The following is a 23146-nucleotide window of genomic DNA, read 5'->3' as shown; positions in this document are numbered from 1 at the left end:
ATTACTGGCGTCCCGCCGTTATAGCTTGCCATAATGGCGGGCCAAGAATAATAAAACCAATGAAGACGGCAAAGCATGCTGCCAGCAATACAGCACCAGCAGCAACATCTTTTGCCGTCTTAGCGAGCGCATGGCGCTCCGGACTTGCAAGATCTACAACCTTTTCCACCGCTGTATTGACCATTTCCGCTACGATAACGATCGCCATCGTGAGCAGCAGCAGTGCCCATTCCATACGTGTAAGCGATAGAAAAGCGCCAAGCAGAATGACCGCAGCAGCGACCAGCACATGAATGCGCATATGGCGTTCATTTTGCACGCCAAATACGATACCCGCCCACGCAAATCCTAAACTGCGTATAAACTTTTTCATTAACGCGACAAGCCTGCCTTCGAAAGCACTGCTTCCTGCTTGCTCGTCATCACTGCCTCATCGCTTTCCGTCTCGTGATCATAACCGATTAGATGCAGAAAACCATGAACGAACAGAAAGCCGATCTCCCGCTCGAGCGAATGCCCATACTCCTCGCTTTGCTCAACCGCTTTCTCTACGGAAATGACAATATCGCCCAGCATGCCCGAAATAGGATCAACCTCATCTTCGCTTTCCACTTCAAAAATAATGTCCAGCTCATCCGTTCCATCATCCTGCATCGCAAATGATAAAACATCAGTAGGACGATCAATGTTGCGGTAGTCGCGATTCAACTGATGAATTTGCTCATTATCGGTAAAAGTCAGCGTTACTTCGCCCGTTGTCAAACCTTCCGCTTCGCCAGCCAATTGAAGCAATTGCTCCAAACGGGTGATCCAAGCTTCGGGAATGTCTACCTTATCCTGCTCATTGCTATAATCCAGCTGCAAACTCATGCTAATCGCTCCTTTGACTTAACATCCTCAGGGTACTCAATTCGGGAGTGAAAAATCCCGATGACGCTTTCCTTGAGCGACTGTGCGATCTTATCCAGCTCCTTGAGCGTCAAATCGCATTCGTTGTATTGATTGTCATCCAGCCTGCTTTTGATGATTTTGTTGATCATCGCTTCTACCTGCTCAACCGTAGGGCTGCGCAGGCTGCGGACAGCTGCTTCCACGCAATCGGCAATGCCGACCACAGCGGCTTCCTTCGACTGGGCTTTCGGGCCAGGATAGCGGAAATCATCCTCCGTGAAGGAAGGCTCCTCCCCTTGCTCCTCAGCCTGCTTAAGCGCCTTGTAATAAAAGAATTTCAGCGACGTCGTGCCATGATGCTGCTCGGCAATATCACGAATAGGCTTCGGTATATTATGCGCCTTAAGCATATCCACGCCGTCCCGCGCATGGGCGCAAATGATCGACCGGCTAAGCTTCGGATCAATCGAGTCATGCGGATTTTCCATATTCGTCTGATTTTCAATAAAATAATTCGGCCGCTTCGTCTTCCCAATGTCATGGTAGAACGAGCCCACACGGCAAAGCAGCCCGTCCGCCCCGATGGACTCAGCCGCAGCCTCCGACAAATTGCCGACCATGACGCTGTGATGGTACGTTCCCGGCGTCTCGGTAAGCAGCTTGCGCAGCAGCGGATGGTTCGGGTTAGACAGCTCGACAAGCTTGAGCGCCGACAAAATGCCAAAGGTAACTTCAAAAAACGGCATAAGGCCAATTACCAGCACAGCTGTCAACAATCCGCTTGCAAAAGCAAAGCAAAGCGAATACACAAGCGGACCTTGATCCAGACGCTCCGTCAGCAGCATGAGCGCAAGAACGGAAAACGTGCCGAACAGGCTGACCATAATGCCTGCCTTTAAAATGGTCGATCGCTGGCTCGCTCGATGTATCGAGAAAATAGCCGCGACAGAAACGACAATAATAACAAAGCCGTATTGGAAATCGAAAATTTGATTTTGCCCCGTGCCCGAATTCAGCACAATGCTGCCGATAATCGCAAACAAAATCGAGCTGATTAATGCCAAATGCATATCCAGCAGCAGCGTAATCAGCATCGTCCCCAGCGCCGCAGGAGCAAGGAAGCCGACATACGGGATTTCATCCGTCTGGATTAATGAAATAATGATCATCACCACGATGTTGATCAAATAGATGAGCCACAGCATTAAAATTTGCGCATTATTATATTTCGGCTTCAGGCCGGAAATGCCGCCTGACTGATGCAAATAGCTGTACATCGCCGTAATGAACAAAACGGACAAAATCAACAAGCCCAGCTGCGGCCAATAATTGCGTTTATCCTGCAGCAGCGCCGAATCCTTGAGCAGCTCGTACATTTCCGGCGTGATGACTTGCCCGCGCTTGACGAGAACATCGCCTTCCTTGATAACGACCTGAGGCGTATTTTTCTTCGCCTGGATTTTCGCTTCATCCGTCGCTTCCTTATCTAGAAAGCGGTTCGGCATAATGGAGAAACGCGCCAGCTCCTGCACAATTTCACGGCTAGTCCGGTCGGAGAGGGAGCTTGCGTTCACCAGCTCCGCCACACGGGTACGCGCAGCATCCGCACTGCGGAGCTGCTCGCTCATTAGCTTGCGTACAATCTCCTGCGCCACCTGGCGCATTTCCGTGATTGACTCTACCGACATGCGCGGCATTTTATAAAATGTTTCCTCAGAAATCGCGTATTCCTGCTCTTTAATAACGACCGCCATCTCATCGAGCAGCGTATCGCTATAAGTGCCATTGCCTTTGTTTACCTTGACGTAATTATCGACAAAATCGGGATACCTGCCGGGAATTTCATTGCGGTAAATATCGATTTTATTTTGCGTCGTAACCTGATCATCCTGATTCAACTGCTCCATGCGCGAAAATATCTCGCCCAGCAGCAGCTCGCTGCGCAGCGCGACGTTCGAATAGATCGCATCTACGCGGTTCGCCGCTTCCTCCTGCGCCTGCAGCGTCGCCTTGCTGTCCGGTATTTGATGGGGAGCGACGATATCCTTCTCGCTGGCTACGCCCTCTTGAATATCATACGTTTCCGGAACGAGATGCGGAGAGAGACTGAAATAAAACAGCAACACAAATAATAACATGAGCACGAAGCGGACAGCTACGCTCTGTTTCCACCCCGCAGCCTTGGAGCTCTGCAGGTTCCCCTGTTTACCGGAATGATTCTGGTTCTGGTTCATGGAGCGGACATTCCTCTCTATGCTTTGTTCTCAGCGTCCTGATTGTAGGCGACAATGATTTTCTGCACTAAGGAGTGACGGACAACATCCTGCTCGGAAAAAAAGATAAAGCCAAGTTCGTCTATGTTTTGCAAAATCCGCTGTGCCTCTATTAAACCCGAGTTTTTCCCTCTTGGCAAATCAATTTGTGTCACATCGCCAGTAATAACCATCTTTGAGCCGAAGCCAAGCCGTGTCAAAAACATTTTCATTTGCTCCGGCGTCGTATTCTGGGCTTCATCCAAAATAATAAAGGAATCATCAAGGGTCCGTCCCCGCATGTAAGCAAGTGGAGCAACCTCAATAGTACCGCGTTCAAAAGCCTTTACCGTCTGCTCAGGTCCCAGCACATCATGCAGGGCATCATATAGCGGACGCAAATAAGGATCGACCTTCTCCTGCAAATCGCCGGGCAGAAAGCCGAGATTTTCGCCTGCCTCGACAGCTGGCCTTGTCAGTATGATTCGCTTCACCAATCCCTGCTTCAAGGCGGCTACGGCGAGCACGACAGCCAGGTAGGTTTTTCCTGTGCCGGCTGGGCCAATTCCGAATACGACGTCATGCTTGTGAATCGTCTTTACATAATGGCGCTGGCCAATCGTTTTAACCCGAATGGGCTTGCCGCGAAACGTAGTTGTAATTTCAGCCTTGAATAAATCAAGAAGCTCTTCTGCCTGCATCGTACGGGCCAAATCAAGCGCATACATCATGTCCCGCTCTGAAGGCATGTAGCCGCCCCTTACAAGCTGCAGCATGACGCTGAACAACTGCTCAAGCGAGCGTACCTCCTGCACAGCACCGGAAATGACGATTTCTGCCTCACGAGATGTGATCGAGGACTCGCACTGTGCCTCTACCAGCCTCAGGAACTTGTCCTGCGGGCCAAATACCGCTAATCCTTCTCCCGCGTTTTCCAGCGGAATTCTGACGACTATTGTTTCATTTAGCAAACAACCTCAATCTCCTTGCATCTGGACTAGTGGCATCTCTTTCACAATCGATTGCTCTACTTCAAAAAGAACTTTCATATAAACTTTACCATTCTCCGTCTTTTCATGCAAAACAATTTCATCCCGGATGACCGCATCGCTGCCTGCTTTTGTCATTACACTTGCTTTCGCCTGCAAAATCCCACCCGCGCGCGCTTCGTCGGCTGATAGTTTCAGCTCTTCCATATGTACTTCCATTATCGTCTGCTTCATCCGTCCGAAAGGCAGGCTTATGCTTTTAAAGTTCGCCTTGTCCTCCTCCACGATCGTCTCCGACTGCTCGTACGGATTTTTGCCGTATCCGCTTACCTGAAGCGCCCTGCCGCCAATGACGACATACCACTTTTCCTTCTTTTCCCCGGTATATGCTTTGACCTGCTGCGACATTGGGGAAGCAATATTAAATTCATACCAGACAAGCCCGCGAACAGAGCCCTTTGCCACAACCGACCGCATATAAGCGCCGCCGCCCAGCGTACCTGAAATCAACGTTTGTCCTTTTCTGACCTTCGCATTTTTCTTTACGACAGCACGACCGCGTTCTGTATAAATTTCCGTAATGACCGCATCGGCGGAAGCGATGAGATGGCGGGGATTTTCCAATTCGCGATGATCAGGTTCGGTTGTTTCCGCGACTTGAATAATGATTCTTGTTCCTCTTTTCTCCACGCCAATCCATGTTGCTTTCGGCAGCTTGTTGACGAGCCTTTTTGAAATAATATCCGTATCCGCCAGACGAAACGACCATTGAAGCGGGAAAATCCCCTCCTGCCGCGCCGCCTCCACAATTTCCTCCTCCGTCAATTTCACGTTGCCCTTAACCTCAACCGACCATATCAGCGAGGAGAGCAAATAGATGCCAATAAAAAATAACGCAATGCCTGCGATGAAAAATTTTCGTTTTTCCAGCCTTGCTAACCAAAACGGCATCCCTTGCCGCTTTACGACATGCGCCCTACAGCCTGTCTCCTTTAAAAAAGGCTTCAAGCGAAAATAACCGCTCAAAGGCACATCAAACTGCAGCTTGCCATCGCCCGTCCAACCGATGGACGCAAGCTTCAGCCCCCCTTCCAATGCCCGATTTACAAGCTGCTCAGGTTGTCCGCCCCTGATAGTTACTGTTACGACGCCGATTACCCAGTCCGACCATTTCAGCTTCAAGCCGCTCCCCTCCTACTCCCGCAAGGCTATGCCCGTAATTTGACCTTCGATAAATACCTCTTCTGTCCAAATCGTCCGAATCACTAGCGAGCTGCCCGTCACTTCAAGCTCGCCCTTGCTGAGCGCGAGCCTAAGCTGCTCGCTGGAAAAATGAATGACACCGCGATGGTTCTCAATATATAACTGGCGATCGCCGATCATCGTCAGCCGGGGAAGATCATAGACGACATCCTGGGGCAAATCCAGAATATCCGCTGTCATTTTGCGAAGTTTGCGTTTTAAACGGTTCATAGGTAAAGGATCGTCCCCCTTATCACGCTCGCCAGACGTTAAATATGACACAAGGCCCATTATCGTACTATATCAAGCTATGCGCGGGGTGATGACTTTATGAAAAATAGCGCAGCCCTCAGCCATCCTTAATGGATTTCTGAAAGCCGCGCTATTCAAAAATAAAGCTTATATTATCTTACTTTGCCATAAGGACGCTTCGATTTCGGCGGGCCCAATATTTCGGACCAGATGACCGCCTTGCGAAGCTCCTCCGCGCTCAAAGGCGCTAACCGAGTGTCAGCAACAGCCTCAGCCTCGCTGCTAGCCCGATTGCTGCGCCCTGCAGCGGCTTCGCGCTGCTGCGAGGCCGTTATAGGCACTTGCTGCTTCTGCTTGCTCTCAAGCGCTCTGGCGAGCTCTGACAGGTGGCGCTGCTTCTCACGCTCAGCCTCCTCCTCCGCTTGGCGGTAGGAAATCGACCGTTCCTCATAATCATCGTTATCCTCCCATTCCGGGTAAGCCTCTCCCTGATCATATCGACCGGACTGGTGCTGCTGCACCTCTGTCCCCTGCTGCGGATAAGCAGCATCGGCAGTGCTTTGACCATTAAAGTCCGGCATCCGCGGATTGGTCCGCTTTTTCGCACTGACCCGATTGAAAATCGACAGGATAAAGCCGCCGACAATAACGACGAAATAAATATTTTTCGAAATAAACTCTATTACATGTTCCACTGGTTCAGATTCACCTCCAGGGTAAGCAGCTGCGCCCGTGCTTTATTTGCCATCTTTAATTGTCATTTTTTTCGGTTGGGGCGTCGCTCTTGCCGATGGAATTACGCATTTGCGTATCCGACTCCAGGTTTTTCAAGTTCAAATAGTCCATGACGCCGATTTTGCCGTTTTTGAGTGCTTCCGCCATTGCAACTGGCACTTGCGATTCGGATTCCACAACCTTCGCCCGCATTTCAATAACGCGCGCCTTCATCTCCTGCTCCTGCGCTACTGCCATTGCCCGGCGTTCCTCCGCTTTCGCTTGAGCAATCCGTTTGTCAGCCTCCGCTTGCTCCGTTTGGAGATGGGCGCCGATGTTTTTGCCTACATCAACGTCAGCAATATCAATTGACAAGATTTCGAATGCTGTACCAGCATCAAGCCCTTTGCCAAGCACCGTACGGGAAATCATATCCGGATTTTCAAGAACGTCTTTATGGGAATTTGCTGAACCAACCGTCGTAACGATACCTTCGCCGACACGGGCAATAATCGTCTCTTCACCCGCACCACCGACTAGACGCTCGATGTTGGCACGTACGGTAACACGCGCCTTAACTTTAACCTCAATACCATCCTTCGCTACTGCTGCAACCGTTGGTGTTTCAATGACACGTGGATTTACGCTCATTTGCACCGCTTGAAGCACATCACGTCCAGCAAGATCAATGGCAGCCGCACGCTCGAATACGAGCGGGATATTGGCGCGCTGCGCCGCAATCAGCGCATTGACGACACGGTCAACGTTACCGCCTGCTAGAAAATGGCTCTCCAGCTGATTAATATTCAGCCCCAAGCCAGCTTTCGTTGCTTTGATGAGCGGATTAACAATCCGGCTCGGAACAACCCGCCGCAAGCGCATCGCAACGAGCGTAATAATACCGATACGCACACCCGACGCCAATGCTGAAATCCAGAGCATAATTGGAAAAAAGCTCAGGAAGACGGACAGCGCAATAATAACAATAACCGCTATAATCAATATAGATACAACCGGATCCAGACCCATTTATAAATACCTCCATTGCTTTAGTAAAGCGCTGAATTGCGCTTATGTTATGCTTTCATTGTCTCTTTCACTACTACCCAAGTACCTTCTGCTTTGACGACTACAACGCTTGCTCCAGTTGAAATAAACTCGCCTGATGTTACGACATCAATCCGTTGATCGCCGATTTGTACCGTTCCGGCAGGTCTTAGCGGAGTAAGTGTAACCCCCTCAAGTCCCAGCAGGCTGTCCTTTTCATCGGCGGATACATATCCTTCTTCCTTCGTCAGCTTATCGCGAAGAATGAATTTGTTCCAAATCCCTCTATGTCTATATTTCCTGAAAATATAATACATCACAAGAACAGCCACTACGAGTGCCGTGACCAGCGAAATAAATGCTGTCATCGGATCGGATGCCGCAGTAACTACACCAGCAACAAGCGCTGCGCCGCCTAGCAGTCCCAAAATACCGAAGCTTGGAACAAATACCTCGATAATAAGCAAAGCCAAGCCTATTACGAAAAGAACAATCGATTCCATGCCTGCAAACCCGGCAACATAATGACCGAAGAAATACAAGCTGAAGGAGATAATGCCTAGTATGCCCGGTACACCAAAGCCCGGCATCAGCAGCTCAACTACGATGCCCGCAATGCCAATTATGAGCAGCACCGTCATCACATACGGATTAATGAGCCAACGTGACACTTTCTCAGCAAGCGAGGGCTCAAACGAAATGAGCTGCTTCTGATCAAGCTTCAACCATGTAATAGCTTCTCCTACAGAAGCTGCGATATGCTCAGCGTAACCGCTGGCCAGTGCCTCATCGGCGGATAGGGACAATATTTCCCCAGCCGGTTTCTCTATGCCTGCTTTCGGCAAGCTAAGCTCCACTGTCGTGTCAACCATCGCAGCTGCAATGTTCGCATCCCGGCCATTAAGCTTTGCAGCCTCCATCATCGTCTTCGTCCAATAGGAGACGATCTTCGGGTTGTCAATCAATTGCCCTCCGCCATCAACGACAGCAGCAGCGCCAATTGTGCTTCCCGGCTCCATGATAATATTTTGCGCATTAAGCGCAATGTAAGTACCTGCCGACACCGCTTTTCCTTCAATATACGCGGTTGTTGGAATGGCGCTTTTCCGGATGACCTCCCCGATCTCCTCTGCGCTCGTCACTTCTCCGCCGAACGTGTTAATAACGAGAACGACACGTTCCGCCTTTGCCTCAGCCGCGTCTTTGTAAGCGCGCTCCAAAAATGACTTAAGTCCACTCTCAATCGTCTGTTTGACTGGAACAATGTAGACCGCTCCTCCAGCTTCATCCGCTGCAAGCTGCTGTGCCTTCACAGGCTGCAATCCGGCAACCAGGCCGCTGCCTAAAGCAACAACCAATGCTGAGAAAACAGCTAATTTCGCCCAAAAAGCAGTTTGGCGCCATTTTTTTATATTCAACCTTCCACCCCTCCTTTATATCCATTATATTCGTTATTACGATGGATTACCCTGAAACGTTGCAAAATAAGCTTAAATAGCTTACATCAATTTATGGGGACATACATAATTGGGGCTATGACAGACCGCTTTCAACGAGTATCCATTTAAAATTAGCTGTATTAAAAGCAAAAAACACCCCTTGGAAGGGATGTTTTCGTCCGAACATATCGTTATTGCAGAAATTGTTGTACGAGCTGATTTACTAGTTTACCGTCAGCGCGCCCTTTCGTTTTTGGCAACAAGGCGCCCATGACTTTCCCCATCTCGGCTTTGGAAGAAGCACCGAGTTCATGGATGGTCTGCGTTACTATCGCTTTTATCTCTTCTTCGGTCAGCTGCGTGGGAAGGTATTGACTAATAATTTCAATTTCTGCGTTAAGACCTGTTACCAGGTCCTCACGGCCGGCTTTGCTAAATTCTTGGAGGGAATCTTTACGTTGTTTGATCTCACGACTTAGGATATCAAGCATTTCACTGTCGTCCAGAGGACGCTTCAAATCAATTTCCAAGTTTTTAGCTGACGCACGCATCATACGAATGGTTGTAAGCCGGAACTTGTCCTGATTCCTCATGGCCTGCTTCATATCGTCGTTCAATCTTTCGCTCAGGTTCATTATACTAGGAGCCTCCTAAAACTTTCTCTTACGAGCAGCCTCGGACTTCTTCTTACGCTTTACACTCGGCTTTTCATAATGTTTGCGTTTCTTAACCTCAGCCAACACGCCATCTTTAGCGATAGAACGTTTAAAGCGGCGAAGTGCAGAGTCAATGGTTTCGTTTTTCTTAACCTTAGTTTCAGACACAAGTTTTCCCTCCCTCCGAAACAGACCGTCCAGAGCATTAAACACGGTTTATCAAACTCCATTATAAGTCAAAACAAAATACAGTGTCAACTCACTAATTTCACTCGTAAACAATGCCAAATCCATTTTTCAAAATATCGTAGAACATCATGTAAGTATCCCCATTCGTCAGCTCTTTTACATTCAGCATCTGACCAATGATTTCCTCGCTAATCCAGCCGCGGGAAACGAGATCCTTAAGCGCTGTTTCTCTCGTCGTATCGAGTCCAGCCGTCAGTGCCAGCATATAGGCCGCCTGCTCCAATGTCAATGGCCCCGTCAATAAATCCTTCATATCCTTGACCGCACCGTCAGGAAAACCAGGGAACTGGTCGGGATGCGCTTTTTTGAGCGTTCTAAGCTTGTTCAAATAGCGCCCTATGCTCATCGTGCCATCGAGATCCCATGCCTCATTGGAATAGCTTCCCGACGTCATATACATGCTCGCTGCTGTCACAAGGCCCTTGAAGTCCTTGTGTTTCATGTAAGCCGGCTGTTCAAACTTTTCATACGTCAAGTCCATGCCCTGCTTAACGAGCTTTTTGCGCAGCTTGCTGATAAGCTTCGTCGATTGGGACAGCTCCCTTACCGTCATGTCGTTGCTAATCGCAAGGCTTGCCGCTGCTCCGGCCGCTTCTGCCGTCGCCATGCCGAGCGGAATGACCCTTGCGCTGCCGTGAGGGATCGTATCAAAGCTGGCTGTGCGCCCAACAACGAGCAGACCGTCAACTTTAAGCGGCACCAAGCTGCGGAATGGAACGCCATATTGCATCGGGCTTAGCATAATTGTGCCCACATCGCTGTAGTTGATGCTTTGAATATCGACATCGTAGGAGCCATAAGCAATCGCATCCCACTTATCCCGGTTTTCCAATACATCGGCAAGCGACAGCCTGTATTCGCCGTAAATATGCCGGGATTCCCGTATGTAAAGCTCAGTAGCCGTACCTGCATAGTTCATATTAGCAAACTCCGGGTATGTCTTCTTTAAGTAATCGACGATGAGCGGCGCTTCTTTTTTGCCAACTTCCATTCCTCGAGCCACCGAATCTGGATCAAGCGGATCGACTCCGTAAATTTGCATCGTATTAAACAGCATCGTCTCATTGTTTTCTCTGCCAATATTAAGGCTGCGGATTTTCACCTTGTTCGGATCGCTTGGCGGATATTTTCTAGCATCGCCAAATCCCCAAATGCTTGTGCTGTCTAAGCCCAAGCCCTCGAGACCTTTGAAATTCCGCCAAGCCTCGTTCGTCACATTATCCATTCTAAACACGAGCGTTGCCGCCATCTTCGCTTTGCCTTCGCCAATATCCTGGCGCCCAATGGAGAAAGGCACACCTGAAGCAGCAGCGATATCCGCATCCTGCGTAGCATCAATGACTACCTTCGCCTCTACCTTCTCGGTCGCGCCATCCGGTTTAGTAATGGTCAGCCCCATTAGCTGCATATTCTCGCCGGACTGCTGCAAAATCGGCTCCATCTTTTGCACATGCATGAGCAAATCAATATTTTGTTCTTGTTTAACCATCTTGTAAAAGACGTTGGCCGCCGTATGAGTATCAACGGAACTGCCTTCTACCTGATCAAACCATTCCTGAAACAAGCCTTCGTTCAAAAACTTCGATTTGTGCAAATAGCGATAGTACCACGGCTGATTCGGGGAATAATTCAAATCAAGCGTATTCAGCCCGCCCAGCGTCATTAAGCCGCCCAAAATATCGCGGTCTCTTCCTTCAAGCAGCAGTACTTTCAGCCCATTCCTCGCTCCAGACACAGCAGCCATTATGCCTTCCGGATCTGTGCCGACAACAATTAAATCATAGCTTGACTGTACCGTAGCAACCGATTCAACCTTCGTAAATGGCGCCTGAACACGGTCAATGGACAAACGATCGATAGAAGCTACTTTAAATTTATATAAATAATAGCAACCGATCAGCATCAAAAAAGCGAGAGCAACGATCGTCAACATCTTATATTTCGTCTTCAACAACTAAAATAACCTCCGAATTATGAATGCCGCCAAGCAGCAAAGCTTTCATTGCTAGATTAATAGATTTCATTGGTCGAAAAAAAAAGAGCAGGCCTCCACTTCTACTTAGAAGCCTGCGTATGATGTGGTTGCTGCAGCTGCTGCACTTGATTGCATCAATGCAAGCTAGCTTCTGGATGAAGCAGCGTGTGCATATCCGTCGATGAAATAACAGTCAGCCTTGGAACCTTCATAGGCGGTGTTCCCGGCTGGGCAAAACCGCTGCGAACGGAGAACGCCATCCGGTAACCATTTTCACGCAAATGATAAATAATCTGTGTATTCATCTCGCCGTAAGGGTAAGCAAAATATGGCGAGTCGATGCCCAGCTCTTTTATTTTGTGAATATCGCTTGTAATCAAGCTGGCATCAGCAAGCGATGAATAAGCAATACCGCAAAGCGCCGTCTCTTTTTTGTGCAAATCAAAGGTGTGGCTGTGATATTCAAATACGTCGCTCGACGCTTTCATTTCGTCGTTGGAAAGAAAGCTCGATTTTTTCGAATTAAATATCGCCGTCTTCTGTTGAATATGGCTGCCTACGACAAACATCGCCGCATGAAATCCATATTTTTTCAAAATTGGATAAGCATACACGATATTGTTTTGATAACCGTCATCAAAGGTAATGACGACCGATTTTTCAGGCAGGACGCCTTCGCCATTAATATATTTCTCCAACTGCTCCATCGTCGCTGTCTTATAACCGTTCGTGTGCAAATATTCCATTCCCTGCTCAAACGATTCCAAATCAATAATGGAATGATTGTCTGGCTCGCTATTGTCAGCCTTCGGCGTGATGTAGTGATACATCAGCACAGGTACCCGCTCAGCATTTCCTGCCAGTGCCAGAGGTTTTGAATCAGCTAACGGCTTAAGAGCCTGCTTATGCTTTATAATAAAAGCTTTATTTTTGGCCATTTCCCATGAGGTACAGATTTTTTTCGTAACAACCGTCCCCGGATGGGCTACTGCCGTAGCATAAGCAGCAATAAGCAGGACGAAGGAAAACAAACCGGCAGCGATATACTTTCTGTAACGAGCCATGCAAACTCCTTTCAAAAACGTTTAATACACGTTAGGCTTGCGCTATTTTGCATTCAAGGCGCCGAGCTTCTCTCCGCCGAGCAAATGGAAATGCAAATGGTATACCAACTGGCCGCCATCGCTATTCACATTGTTAATTAAACGGTAGCCAGACTCAGCGATCCCCAGCTCAATCGCAATTTGACGTGCGGCTGTGAACAGCTCTGCCATGATAGTATCGTCAACTGCAGTCACATCATTCATCGTAGCTATATGTTTTTTAGGAATGATTAAAATATGTACGGGCGCTTCCGGTTTAATATCTTGAAAAGCAACTACTGTATCCGACTCATACACTTTAGTTGATGGCAATGTGCCTTCGACAATTTTACAAAAAATGCAATCCATTCAAAACTCCCCCTAAATTATGTTATACAACCTTCTTCCATCATAACGGAATGAGCAAAGCTCGTCCAATCCCATCCGGCTTCCTGCAGAGTAAAATATAGATGGGCATAGGATTTTGGCGGCTCACTGCTATTGCAGCTTAACGTCTGTGTGGTCGTCAATCGCCTGCTCCAGCTTATCCGCAATTTCCAGCCAATTGTTGTAGCCATTGCCGATTTGAATCGACAAGCTTCTGCTTTCTAATGCATCTGCATTAAAAGCTGTTACAGCTTCCAACTGCAAATGGAATGCTTCCTGAAGCTTCGCAAGGTAATCCTGCTCGGCTGCCGTCAGGGCACCCTCGTGGCCGCCAATCTTGGCCAGCGACTGCTGCACCGCGTTAAAATAAGCTTCCAGCTTGTCCGCAGCAAACTCCGTGCCGTTATACTGATGTGCTTCTTTCAGAAAACCCAGCACATGATCCACATTTCGGAAAGCCGCACCAGCACTGAATTTTGCCTCATTCCGCCCCAAAAGCTCTGTTGATTTCCCAAGCTTCTCAAGCTCTGGCAATATCGCATTATAAAATGCTACGGCTCCGATCGCGTCCGAAGCGACTCGCTGGCCTGTCTCATATTTTTTCTCTTGAATGTTGGACAAATATTGCGAATATAAAAACATATTCCCATTAAGGCTGCATACAAGCAGCACGATTGTGATTGCCAATGCAATCGGCTTTTTCTTCGGCGGTTGTTGCTCTACTGACACGCTTTCTTCCCCCTATAATTAAATCGCCTTACTATAACTCCTGCTATAGCTACCTCTTGGCTATAAAGGTGCTGCTTCAGCTTCAACGAAGTCGCACCGACTGCCCGCCATCAAAAAAGAACACATGGCATTCTGCTACCTTGCGCAGCAAAACGGCTTCGAGCGCCTCCGCATAAAGCTCCAGCTGAAACCGATGGCGCTCGGCTGCACGCTCCCATTGCTGATTGATGATCCGGTCCGTTTTATAATCGACCAGCACCAGTCCATGTTCATCCTCGAACACGCAATCCATAACGCCTTGAATTAAAATCTGTTCGTCCTTTGCTTCTTCAGCAACGGAAGGATGTACCCGCGAGGCGGGCAGCATACAGCTGAATGGCACCTCGCGCTTGACCTCATTTGCTGCGAGCAGCCTCAAGCCGAGAGGGCTTGCGAAAAAAGCAGCAATATTCATGCTGTCGATGGCTTCCGCCTGGCGCGGTGTTAACAGCTGGCGTTCAATCATGCTCTGGGTAATCTGCAAAACGACGTGCTCATCGACAGTGTCCTTAAGCGGCAAATGCTGCATGACAAGGTGATTGACAGAGCCTTTCTCTGCTGCTGTGAGTGAAATCTGTTCCATAAACCGCGGACGGCGCAATCGGAATGAGCCTCCGGGCTGCAGCTGCAGGTCATTGCTATTAATCGCTTCACCTTGCTGCTTCATATAATCCGATTGTTCCTGGTAATCCTGCCGTTCGGACGATGAATGACTGCCGCTTGCCTCTATATCATTCGTCGCTGCCTCTCCAGCTTCAAACAAAGGAGCGGCTTCGCGATCAGTAAAAGCTTCGCCGTGAAGACGTTTAATCTCAGTAACAGACGTTTTGGCAGGCAAAAGAGTTGCAGCTTGATGAGAATAATGAAAATCCAATCGTTCGCGCAGCTCGCTATCCTGCTCCTCAGGCTGCAGCTCAAGCTGAGCCAGCGAAAGAACGCCCTGCAGCCGCAGTTCTCTCTCTTCATGGTTAGCATCTTGCTCAAGCGCTGCAGCTGCTTCACTGCTGAACATCGCAGCTGCAACGAAGCCCGATCGCCATTCCAGCCTTTTCATGCCGGATAGCTGAGCGATTTGTTCCGCTTCCTGCTGCGCAAAGCTTGATGCGGCGAGTGGACCAAGCCAATCCAAAAAAGTCGATGCCGCAGCCAGCTTAAAATCCGGTATGCGTCCGCTTGCGTCAACAGCTGCCAGCCAGCCCGGCAGCTTCTTAGCTGCATCTGATACCGTACCGACCAGAAACATTTTTTCCTTCGGGCGGGTGAGAGCCACATATAAAATCCGCATTTCCTCGGCTAGCATTTCCATGCGCAGCCTGCGGCGAATCGCTAGAAATGGCAGAGTTGGATAGCTGACCCGCTGCTGGGGATCTACAAATCGCGGGCCGAATCCGAGCTGCTTATGGCGAAGAAAGGCGCTGCGCAAATCCTGCTGGTTAAATGACTTGCCAAGACCTGCCGTGAACACGACGGGAAACTCCAGCCCTTTGCTCTTGTGGATCGACATAATGCGGACGACATTTTCCTGCTCGCCAAGCGCCCTTGCCGTGCCGAGATCCCCTCCGCTATCGCGCATTCGCTCTACGAAACGCAAAAACCGGAACAGGCCCCGAAAGGAGGTCGCTTCATAACCACGGGCACGGTCATGCAGAGCGCGCAAATTCGCTTGGCGCTGTGTGCCGCCAGGGAGACCGCCAGCAAAATCATAATAACCGGTCTCACGGTAAATACGCCAAATGAGGTCAGCTAATGCCCCTTGTCTGGCATCACTGCGCCAGCGCTCAAGCTGCGCGAGAAACTGGGTCAGCTTCTGGCGCAGCGGCTCTGGAAGCGTTAAGCTGCCTTCTGCGGCCAGCAGCGCTTCAAAATAACTGACGCCGGATTTTTCAATCCTTATAAGCGCCAGCTCCTCGGCATCCAAGCCAAAAATAGGGGAGCGCAGCGTGCCCGCGAGCGGAATATCCTGATAAGGATTGTCAATGACTCGCAGCAGCGACAATACAGTCTGCACTTCTATGGCATCAAAATAGCCGCTGCTCAGCTCTGCATAGGCGGGCACGCCAGCTGCCTGCAGCTCCTCGATAATAATTGGCGCCCATTGCGATGTCGCGCGCAGCAAAATAACGATATCCCGCCATTCCAGCGGACGGGTCCGTTTGCTTTTTCCGTCGAAAACGCGGTAGCCGCTGTCCATAAGCGACTGGATTTTCCGGGAAATTAGCCGCCCTTCCAGCTGCGCCGTCTGCAAATCCTCGGCCGACTCGGCCGCATCCAGCCCTTCTTCCTCATCCTCCGGCTGCGCTTTATCTTCCGCCATGAAGGAGCCAGCCTTATCAATGACGACCAATTCCACCTCAAATTCTCCTGCTTCCTCTGCTGCCGGGAAGGAAGCGCCGCATACCAGCTCCGCGCGCTGATCATAATCCATTTCGGCTACGGACTCCCGCATTATGCCGCGAAATACATTATTTACGCCGTCAACTACCTCCTGACGGCTGCGGAAGTTGCGTGCCAGATCAATGCGCAAGCCTGCTGAATGGCCAGCCGAAGAAGCTGCTTCAGTTATTGACTGTGCAGAGGCTGCAGCTTCATTATCTGCTTCAGCCGTGCCGGGCAGAGCAGCCTGTACGGCGTAGCTTTTATATTTATGCATGAATAGGTTTGGCTCCGCGAGCCGGAAGCGGTAAATGCTTTGCTTCACATCGCCAACCATGAAACGGTTCCCCGCTCCCGGTCTTGAGATCAGCGTTACTATCGCCTCCTGCACCATATTCATGTCCTGGTATTCATCCAGCAAAATTTCATCGAATTGGTTCTGGTATTCCAGCGCCGCAGGCGAAGGCAGCGTCCGCTTCACGGAAGAATCCTCCGTGCGCAATATCCGCAAGCAATAATGCTCCAAATCGCCAAAATCAAGCAGCCCCTTCTCCCGTTTCGCTGCTTCATACCTTTTGCCAAAATCAATAATGAGCTCGCTCAGCGCTGCCATTAATGGAGCCAGCTCCTGCAGCTCCTCCAAAAACTGCTCCGGCGTACGGCCGAACAGCTCCTCGGCTAGCGTGCCCAGCAGCTTCTTGGCGCTGTCTCGCAAATCTTTCGCCTGCTCCTGCAGCAATTTATCATACTCGTCGCCGCGCATAGCCTTCAATTTGCCAAATTCCACTGTATGAAATGGCTCAAACCATTGCTCCCAAGGTCTATCCTGTACAGCAGCTTTAAGCATGAGAACAAGTGCTAAATCATCCTCGAAATTGATGGCATAAGGTGCCGGTCCCGCAGGCTCGCGCGTCAAATCAAGCGCCTTCCGCAGCAGCGCTTCCGCCCCGGCGAGCGCCAGCTCCACATCAGCCCGCAAGCTGGCAACCCAGCTGCTGTGCTGAAGCTCGGCTGCATTTTGCAAATTAAAGCTATCGGCCGTCTCGCGAAGCCATTCTACGGGCCATGGGTGGCTTTGCGCAAAAGCATACAGGTCCTGTACGAGCTTATACAGCGGCTCATCCCCACGCTCTCCGCCCAGACGGTCAGCGAGCGCCAGAAAAGCGCCACCAGCGCCAGAATCGGCATCCGCCTCGTCATATTTTTCCTCGAAGAGCTGATCCAGCACCTCCATCCGCAGCAGCTCGCTCTCCGTTTCATTGGCGATGCGAAAGCCAGGGTCAAGCCCAATCAGCGGATAATAACGGCGAATGACATCGAGACAAAAAGAATGCAGCGTCGTGATCGACGACCTGTTCATAAGCGCAAGCTGGCGACGCAAATGCTCAGAGTCAGGCTGCCGATCCAGCTCCTTCTCCAGCGCAATGCGAATCCGCTCCTTCATTTCCGCAGCTGCCGCTTTCGTAAAAGTGGCAACGAGCAGGCGGTCCACATCGGTCGAGGATGAAATTTTGCGAATAATGCGCTCCACCAGCACAGCCGTCTTGCCCGAGCCGGCAGCAGCAGCTACTAGAATGTTGGATCCTTCCGTTACTATGGCGCTCCACTGCTCATCGGTCCAAGTGCTGCCTTCCGGTTTAATGGTGTTGACCATGTCCGTCATCGATGCTTTCTCCTTTCTCCAGCCGCTGCCATAGCTCTTCCGTTGAAGGCTTGCGAAGCCGCACATATTCATTGCCGTCAAACAGCGGATCGAACTGGCAGACCGCCTTATAATCACAATATTGGCATGGAATTTTGGTTCCCAGCTTGTAGGGCTCAATCGATACTTTGCCACAGCTGATTTCCGAGCCAATTCCGCTAATGGTCCTCCTGACAGAATCCCGCAAAATGTCCCACTGCTTGTCCGTCACGACGGAGGAGCTGCTGTAGAACGCCCCATCCTTCTTGAGCGCTACAGGCAATAGCTCGGAGTGTCCCGTTTCCAGCTGATCATCCATGAGGCGCACCGCCTCCGCTTCTGCCGTAACGAGCCCTCTCAGCTTAAACCGTTTGCGCAGCTCTGCTTTGATTTTCGCTTCGTTCATTTGATTAGAAAGCGCAAGCAGCGGATTATGCACGTGAAAATAAAGCACGCCCGCAGGCGATGCCTGCTTTCCAAGCCAGCCGGGAGAATGCGTCACCAATACGTCCAAATACGTCAGCATTTGCAGGGAAAGCCCAAAGGCCACCTCCTCCAGGCGCAGCTGGGTCACGCTAGACTTGTAATCCAGCACGCGCAACAATAGTCCCTGCTCCGTATCCGCAGCATCAACCCGGTCAATTCGCCCGATTATTTCCATAGAACGTCCGTCCTGCAAAGGAATAATAAGCGGCGGCAGTGTGCCGCCCGGCCCAAAATCAACCTCAAGCCCGACGGGCTGGAATGCGGCCCGGCGGGCATGCTCGCTCAGCATAATGGCAGCCTGCGCTACAATTTCCTTAAGCTTGCGGGCAATGTAGCGATAGCGGCCGCTGCTCAGCAAAATTTGCGATTGCAGCCTTGGTGCAAGCTCGTCCACCGTTTGAACCGCCGCCTCGCGGATCTGACGCTCGGAAGCCGAGCCGAAAGCGTGGCCAAGCCCGCCTTCTCCAGCCAAACGGCTGAGCGCAGCATGAAACAGCTGACCTACATCCGGCGCCTCCAGCCGGTGCATTTTCCGCTCGCGCAGCTTCAGTCCGTGAATCGCAAAATGCTGAAAAGGGCACGAAACGAAACGCTCCATTCTCGATACGCTCGCTCTCAAGCGAACGCCATAAAGCTGCTGTGCCGTATCAGCGGTCAACAGCTCCTCCTGATTCACATAACCAAGGGATTTTGTAAGCAGCGATAGCTTCGTCTGCCATTCCGGACGTACGGCGAACCAATTGTAAAGCTCCCACCAAAAAGGAGCGATCTCGCTTCCCTGCTTCCAAGCCCGCAGCTCCGTTATTAAATACGACAAGGCCCGTTCTGGATGCTGAACATATTCCCTTTGCTCCTTTACCGACATAGTCTGCGTTGGCTCCGCCTGCACTTGCTGTATCGGCAATCCATGAAACAGCTGCCTCACCTGCCTAATAATTTCCGATGGCAGCAGGCTTTTCCCCTCTTCATCAGCCTCCGACCAGCTCATCCACAAATGGCGGCTCGGCGTTGTAAGGGCACTATAAATCAGAAAACGCTCATCCAGCAGCCTCCGCTTGAGGCCCGGCGCCATGACCAAGCCTTCTTCAGCCAGCCGCTCCCGCTCCTGATCCGTCAGCACGCCATCCTCTTGAAAACGCATCGGCATGACGCCATCATTAGCTCCCAGAACGTAACAGATCTGTACCTGACTGGAACGCGTTCGGTCCATGCTGCCCACTAGCACCTGATCGAGAGCAGGCGGAATGGCTCCTAATTTGAGGCTTTCCAAGCCCGTCTCAAGCATGCCCACGAAAATATCAGCGGACAGCGGTTCATTGCCAACTAACTCCACTAATTGGTCTAGCAAATTCATGACCCCATCCCACAGCTGGCGATGACCGCGTGAGCGCTGTACTCGGCCAGCCTCGCTATCCTCGCGGCTCCAGCGCTCCAGACGTTCCGCAGCCCCCGTACGCTCAAGCAAGCGATATAGCGCCTCGCACATCATGGTGACATTTGAAGCCTTCTCCAGCTCTTTGCCAAACTGCTGCAAAGGCGGAACGATTACACCGCGCGCGGCCATGACCGCCTCGAACTCCGCCTTCGCACGTTGCGATGGCGCATTAGCCGCTGCATCCTGCTCTTCCTCCAGCGACTCGATGATGAATGGACGCCATCTTTTTTCATCCAGCCACTTCCAGCCATCGATGCCCGCCGCCAATACGAAGTTTTCCAGCCAATCAAATTGGTCGCGGGGAATGCTTCCATCAAGCGGAAACAGCAGCTCGGTCTTAATGCAGCGGAATACCGCCTCATAGCTCCAATTATGCAGCACCGTCTCCAGGGCGGAGCGAATAAACTCGACCAGCGGATGATGGACGGTCGTGTGCCTCTGATCAAGGAAATAAGGGATGCTGCATTCTTGAAACGCTGCTTCGATATAGTCGCTGTAATCCCCCGCATTGCGCACCATAACCGTCATATCGCGCCAGCTTAGGCCATCTTCCCTGACTCTGCGCAGCATATCGCGCGCCAGCAGCTCCACCTCGGTTCTCCGATTTGCCGCCGCATGCAGCGATAAACCGCATAAGGGACTGGCAGCATCGAGCATAGCCGGATTTGGAAGCGCCATTTGTGTCCGTCCACCGTAGTGGCGCTCCAAATGAGCCAGCATTGGGCTGCTGCTGAACCTGCCCGTTGCTTCACCTACAACATTTCCTGTACCACCGAGCATAATAGGGTCCAGAAGCTCAACGCCTAAGCCCTCCGCTAGCTCCCTCAGCTTTACATACGCGTCCGCTGTAGGATGAAACAAATCCAGCTCAACTGGCCGCTCTCCAGCCGCATAGGCACGATTCAGCTTAAGCGTAATTGTCACTTTCTTCGCCATGCTAATAAGCGAGCTAAGCGCGACATATTCTTTTGGCGTAAAGCCATTAAAGCCGTCAATCCAAATTTCGGTGTCCCGAATCGATGAAAATTGAGACAGCCCCGCTGACAGATGGGCCAAATAATCCTCCGAATCCACATACTGCCCGGCGAGCTCCTCCTCCAGCCTTTCATATACCAGCTGCAAGTCATGCAGCTTGCGTTTCAGCAGCGCCGAGTCCTGCAACGCAGAAGCGGCTTCTTCTCTGCGCTCTGCAATCATCGCCGGATTAATGCCATATCGCTTCCATTCCGTCAACAGCTCGCCCAGACGCTCAATGAAACCAGGCTTTCTAGCACCATGCTCGAATAGCTCCAATTGATCGCCCAGACGCTGCACGATTTTGTACAGCAGCATGTTTTTGCCTTCGTCGCCGATTGGAATAAGCGCGGCCCCCCCGGTTTCCTGCATAACGCGAAGAGCAAGCCGGCGAAGGCTCAGCACTTGCGCCCGAATCATCCCCTGCAATCCGCTGCCTCGAAGCAGCGTGTACTCGGATTGGAAGGTCGCCTGCTCCGGCACGAGCAAAATAAGCGGAGGCCCGTCCGGGTCAGCGCTCAGCCTGCCGCGAATCTCATCCAGGCAATATGTCGTTTTTCCCGCTCCCGAGCGGCCCAGCACTAATTGAAGCGGCATCCTGCAGCCCTTCCTTCCGTAACCTGTCTATTATCAACCATACTACCATACCCGCCGCGACTTTTCACGGGTCCTTCAAACATACGTTCTTAAATATTGGGCAAAAAAACCTCTTGAACGAGCCATAAGCACACTCGCCGTTCAAGAGGTTTCCGTTATTTGCTGCGCACCTCAAAGATGGCAAATTTCAAGTAATGTCCTTCAGTTACGCCAAGCAGCTGCGGATGATCCTTGCCCGCCGCTCGCCATTCCACGAGCCGGAGCAGCTTGCCTGCATCAGAAGCGGCCTCCTGGATCGTCTCCAGAAACAAATCAGGACGCATATGGTACGAGCAGCTCGCCGTTACCAGATAGCCGCCTTCATTTACCAGCTTCATGCCATGCAAATTAATATCTTTATAGCCGCGGACAGCACCTGCTACCGCATTTTTTGTTTTGGCAAACGCCGGAGGGTCCAAAATGACAACATCCCAAGTTTGGCCGCCGCCGCTGATCGGCTTGGACGTATCCGTGCCTGCACGGCTGCGCTCCAAACGCTCCTCCAGCCCCTTCGTTTGCTGCCTTAAGTAGTCAAAAGCATCGGTTACGACGAACTGTACGCGATCGGTAAAACCGTTGCGCTCCACGTTGCGGCGCGCCGTATCAATCGCATGCTCGGAAATATCCAGGCAGGTCACTTTCTTTGCCCCGTATTTGCAAGCATGCAGCGTAAAGCTGCCCGTATGAGCAAAGCATTCCAGCACCGTCGCACCGTCCCAATAGGGGAAGGTCACTTCTTTGCCATTTGCATTGACTGGGACGAGTTCACCTGCTGTCTCTGCATTCGCACTGCCCGCCTCAGTTGGCTTCGGCATTAGTTTAATGCCGCTGCGGTGGCCCCAGCCCTTCATCAGCGGAGCAATGGAGGCGCGATTTTCACGCTGGTCATAGAAATAGCCTGTTTTCTGGCCTTCTACTATATCAACCTCAAGCTTTAGCCCATTTTCTTCGATCTCCAATATGGCCGGGCATTCCCCGTATAGCACACCTGTACGCTTCTCTAAGCCCTCCAGCTGTCTGACACCGACATCACTGCGCTCATAAATGCCGCGCGGCTCAAACACCTCGATAAGCGCTTCAATGATCGCATCACGGTGAATGTCCATGCCAAGCGTCAGCAATTGGATAACCAGCACATCATTAAAGCGGTCAACGGTCAACCCTGGCAGGAAATCAGCTTCTCCGTATACGAGCCTGCAATCCTGATCCGGTACAAAACGGCTGCGATGCTCCTTCGCCTGCTGGAAACGCTCTTGGAAAAAAGCAGCATCCATCGCCTCCAGCGGCTTGTACGAAACAATGCGCACCGTAATTTGCGATTTTGGATTCCAATAGCCCGTCGCCAGATAACGTCCTTGGTGGCTGACTACATCAACCAAGCCGCCCGGCTCTGCGGCGCCTTCCATTTTATCAATTTCGCTTGCATATACCCAGGGGTGGCCCTGCTCCAAACGTTTTTTGCGCCCGCGCTGCAGCGCTATCCTTGCTTTCGTCATAATGGCAAAACCAACCTCTCTCATGCTTGTCATGCTTGTCTTGTTTGCTGCATATATGTATGGGTACACCTGTCACTCGTTT

The 23146-nt window shown here is 50.9% G+C and carries 18 protein-coding genes; all 18 read right to left on the bottom strand.

Annotated features, from left to right (window positions below):
• Position 1 precedes the first annotated feature (1 nt).
• On the bottom strand, positions 2 to 373 hold the full coding sequence (locus tag BBD42_RS20795; RefSeq protein WP_099519712.1) for a diacylglycerol kinase family protein: 372 nt from the start codon (positions 371 to 373) through the stop codon (positions 2 to 4).
• Complete coding sequence (gene ybeY, locus BBD42_RS20790; protein ID WP_099519711.1) at positions 373 to 870, bottom strand: rRNA maturation RNase YbeY; 498 nt, start codon at positions 868 to 870, stop codon at positions 373 to 375. Before ybeY ends, BBD42_RS20795 begins: the two co-directional genes overlap by 1 nt.
• The gene (locus BBD42_RS20785; protein WP_056029324.1) at positions 867 to 3125 is read right to left on the bottom strand and encodes an HD family phosphohydrolase; all 2259 of its coding nucleotides are present in this window, start codon (positions 3123 to 3125) and stop codon (positions 867 to 869) included. The genes ybeY and BBD42_RS20785 overlap by 4 nt, the downstream gene beginning before the upstream one ends.
• Positions 3126 to 3142: 17 nt before the next feature.
• Positions 3143 to 4114 carry a PhoH family protein gene (locus BBD42_RS20780; protein WP_056029326.1) on the bottom strand — a complete coding sequence of 324 codons (972 nt, stop codon included), beginning with the start codon at positions 4112 to 4114 and terminating at the stop codon, positions 3143 to 3145.
• 6 nt (positions 4115 to 4120) lie between these two features.
• Positions 4121 to 5314, bottom strand: coding sequence for a sporulation protein YqfD (yqfD, locus tag BBD42_RS20775; RefSeq protein ID WP_099519710.1), 1194 nt, complete (start codon positions 5312 to 5314; stop codon positions 4121 to 4123).
• Between the two features lie 12 nt (positions 5315 to 5326).
• Positions 5327 to 5605, bottom strand: coding sequence for a sporulation protein YqfC (yqfC, locus tag BBD42_RS20770; RefSeq protein WP_046229917.1), 279 nt, complete (start codon positions 5603 to 5605; stop codon positions 5327 to 5329).
• 173 nt (positions 5606 to 5778) lie between these two features.
• Positions 5779 to 6321, bottom strand: coding sequence for a hypothetical protein (locus BBD42_RS20765; RefSeq protein ID WP_099519709.1), 543 nt, complete (start codon positions 6319 to 6321; stop codon positions 5779 to 5781).
• 55 nt (positions 6322 to 6376) lie between these two features.
• Positions 6377 to 7369: a flotillin-like protein FloA gene (gene floA, locus BBD42_RS20760; RefSeq protein WP_056029336.1), complete on the bottom strand. Its 993-nt coding sequence runs from the start codon at positions 7367 to 7369 to the stop codon at positions 6377 to 6379.
• A 47-nt stretch (positions 7370 to 7416) separates the two neighbouring features.
• The gene (locus tag BBD42_RS20755) at positions 7417 to 8805 is read right to left on the bottom strand and encodes an NfeD family protein (RefSeq protein ID WP_099519708.1); all 1389 of its coding nucleotides are present in this window, start codon (positions 8803 to 8805) and stop codon (positions 7417 to 7419) included.
• Between the two features lie 212 nt (positions 8806 to 9017).
• The gene (locus BBD42_RS20750) at positions 9018 to 9461 is read right to left on the bottom strand and encodes a GatB/YqeY domain-containing protein (RefSeq protein WP_046229920.1); all 444 of its coding nucleotides are present in this window, start codon (positions 9459 to 9461) and stop codon (positions 9018 to 9020) included.
• A gap of 15 nt (positions 9462 to 9476) precedes the next feature.
• Positions 9477 to 9650, bottom strand: a complete 174-nt coding sequence (rpsU, locus tag BBD42_RS20745; RefSeq protein ID WP_046230300.1) for a 30S ribosomal protein S21 — start codon at positions 9648 to 9650, stop codon at positions 9477 to 9479.
• Positions 9651 to 9750: 100 nt separating this feature from the next.
• Positions 9751 to 11685 carry an FAD-dependent oxidoreductase gene (locus BBD42_RS20740; RefSeq protein WP_150131577.1) on the bottom strand — a complete coding sequence of 645 codons (1935 nt, stop codon included), beginning with the start codon at positions 11683 to 11685 and terminating at the stop codon, positions 9751 to 9753.
• A 155-nt stretch (positions 11686 to 11840) separates the two neighbouring features.
• Positions 11841 to 12770, bottom strand: coding sequence for a polysaccharide deacetylase family protein (locus BBD42_RS20735; RefSeq protein ID WP_099519706.1), 930 nt, complete (start codon positions 12768 to 12770; stop codon positions 11841 to 11843).
• 42 nt (positions 12771 to 12812) lie between these two features.
• Positions 12813 to 13157, bottom strand: coding sequence for a histidine triad nucleotide-binding protein (locus BBD42_RS20730; RefSeq protein ID WP_099519705.1), 345 nt, complete (start codon positions 13155 to 13157; stop codon positions 12813 to 12815).
• A gap of 129 nt (positions 13158 to 13286) precedes the next feature.
• Positions 13287 to 13904, bottom strand: coding sequence for a hypothetical protein (locus tag BBD42_RS20725; RefSeq protein WP_099519704.1), 618 nt, complete (start codon positions 13902 to 13904; stop codon positions 13287 to 13289).
• 82 nt (positions 13905 to 13986) lie between these two features.
• Positions 13987 to 17979, bottom strand: coding sequence for a helicase-exonuclease AddAB subunit AddA (gene addA, locus BBD42_RS20720; protein ID WP_099519703.1), 3993 nt, complete (start codon positions 17977 to 17979; stop codon positions 13987 to 13989).
• Complete coding sequence (gene addB, locus BBD42_RS20715) at positions 17954 to 21529, bottom strand: helicase-exonuclease AddAB subunit AddB (RefSeq protein ID WP_099519702.1); 3576 nt, start codon at positions 21527 to 21529, stop codon at positions 17954 to 17956. Before addB ends, addA begins: the two co-directional genes overlap by 26 nt.
• A gap of 155 nt (positions 21530 to 21684) precedes the next feature.
• A complete protein-coding gene (locus BBD42_RS20710) occupies positions 21685 to 23097 on the bottom strand; it encodes a class I SAM-dependent rRNA methyltransferase (RefSeq protein ID WP_237163173.1) in 1413 nt (470 codons plus the stop codon).
• Positions 23098 to 23146 lie beyond the last annotated feature (49 nt).

The organism is Paenibacillus sp. BIHB 4019 (assembly GCF_002741035.1).
In the GTDB taxonomy this organism is placed as follows: domain Bacteria; phylum Bacillota; class Bacilli; order Paenibacillales; family Paenibacillaceae; genus Pristimantibacillus.
This window is presented reverse-complemented; position numbering and strand designations above follow the sequence as displayed.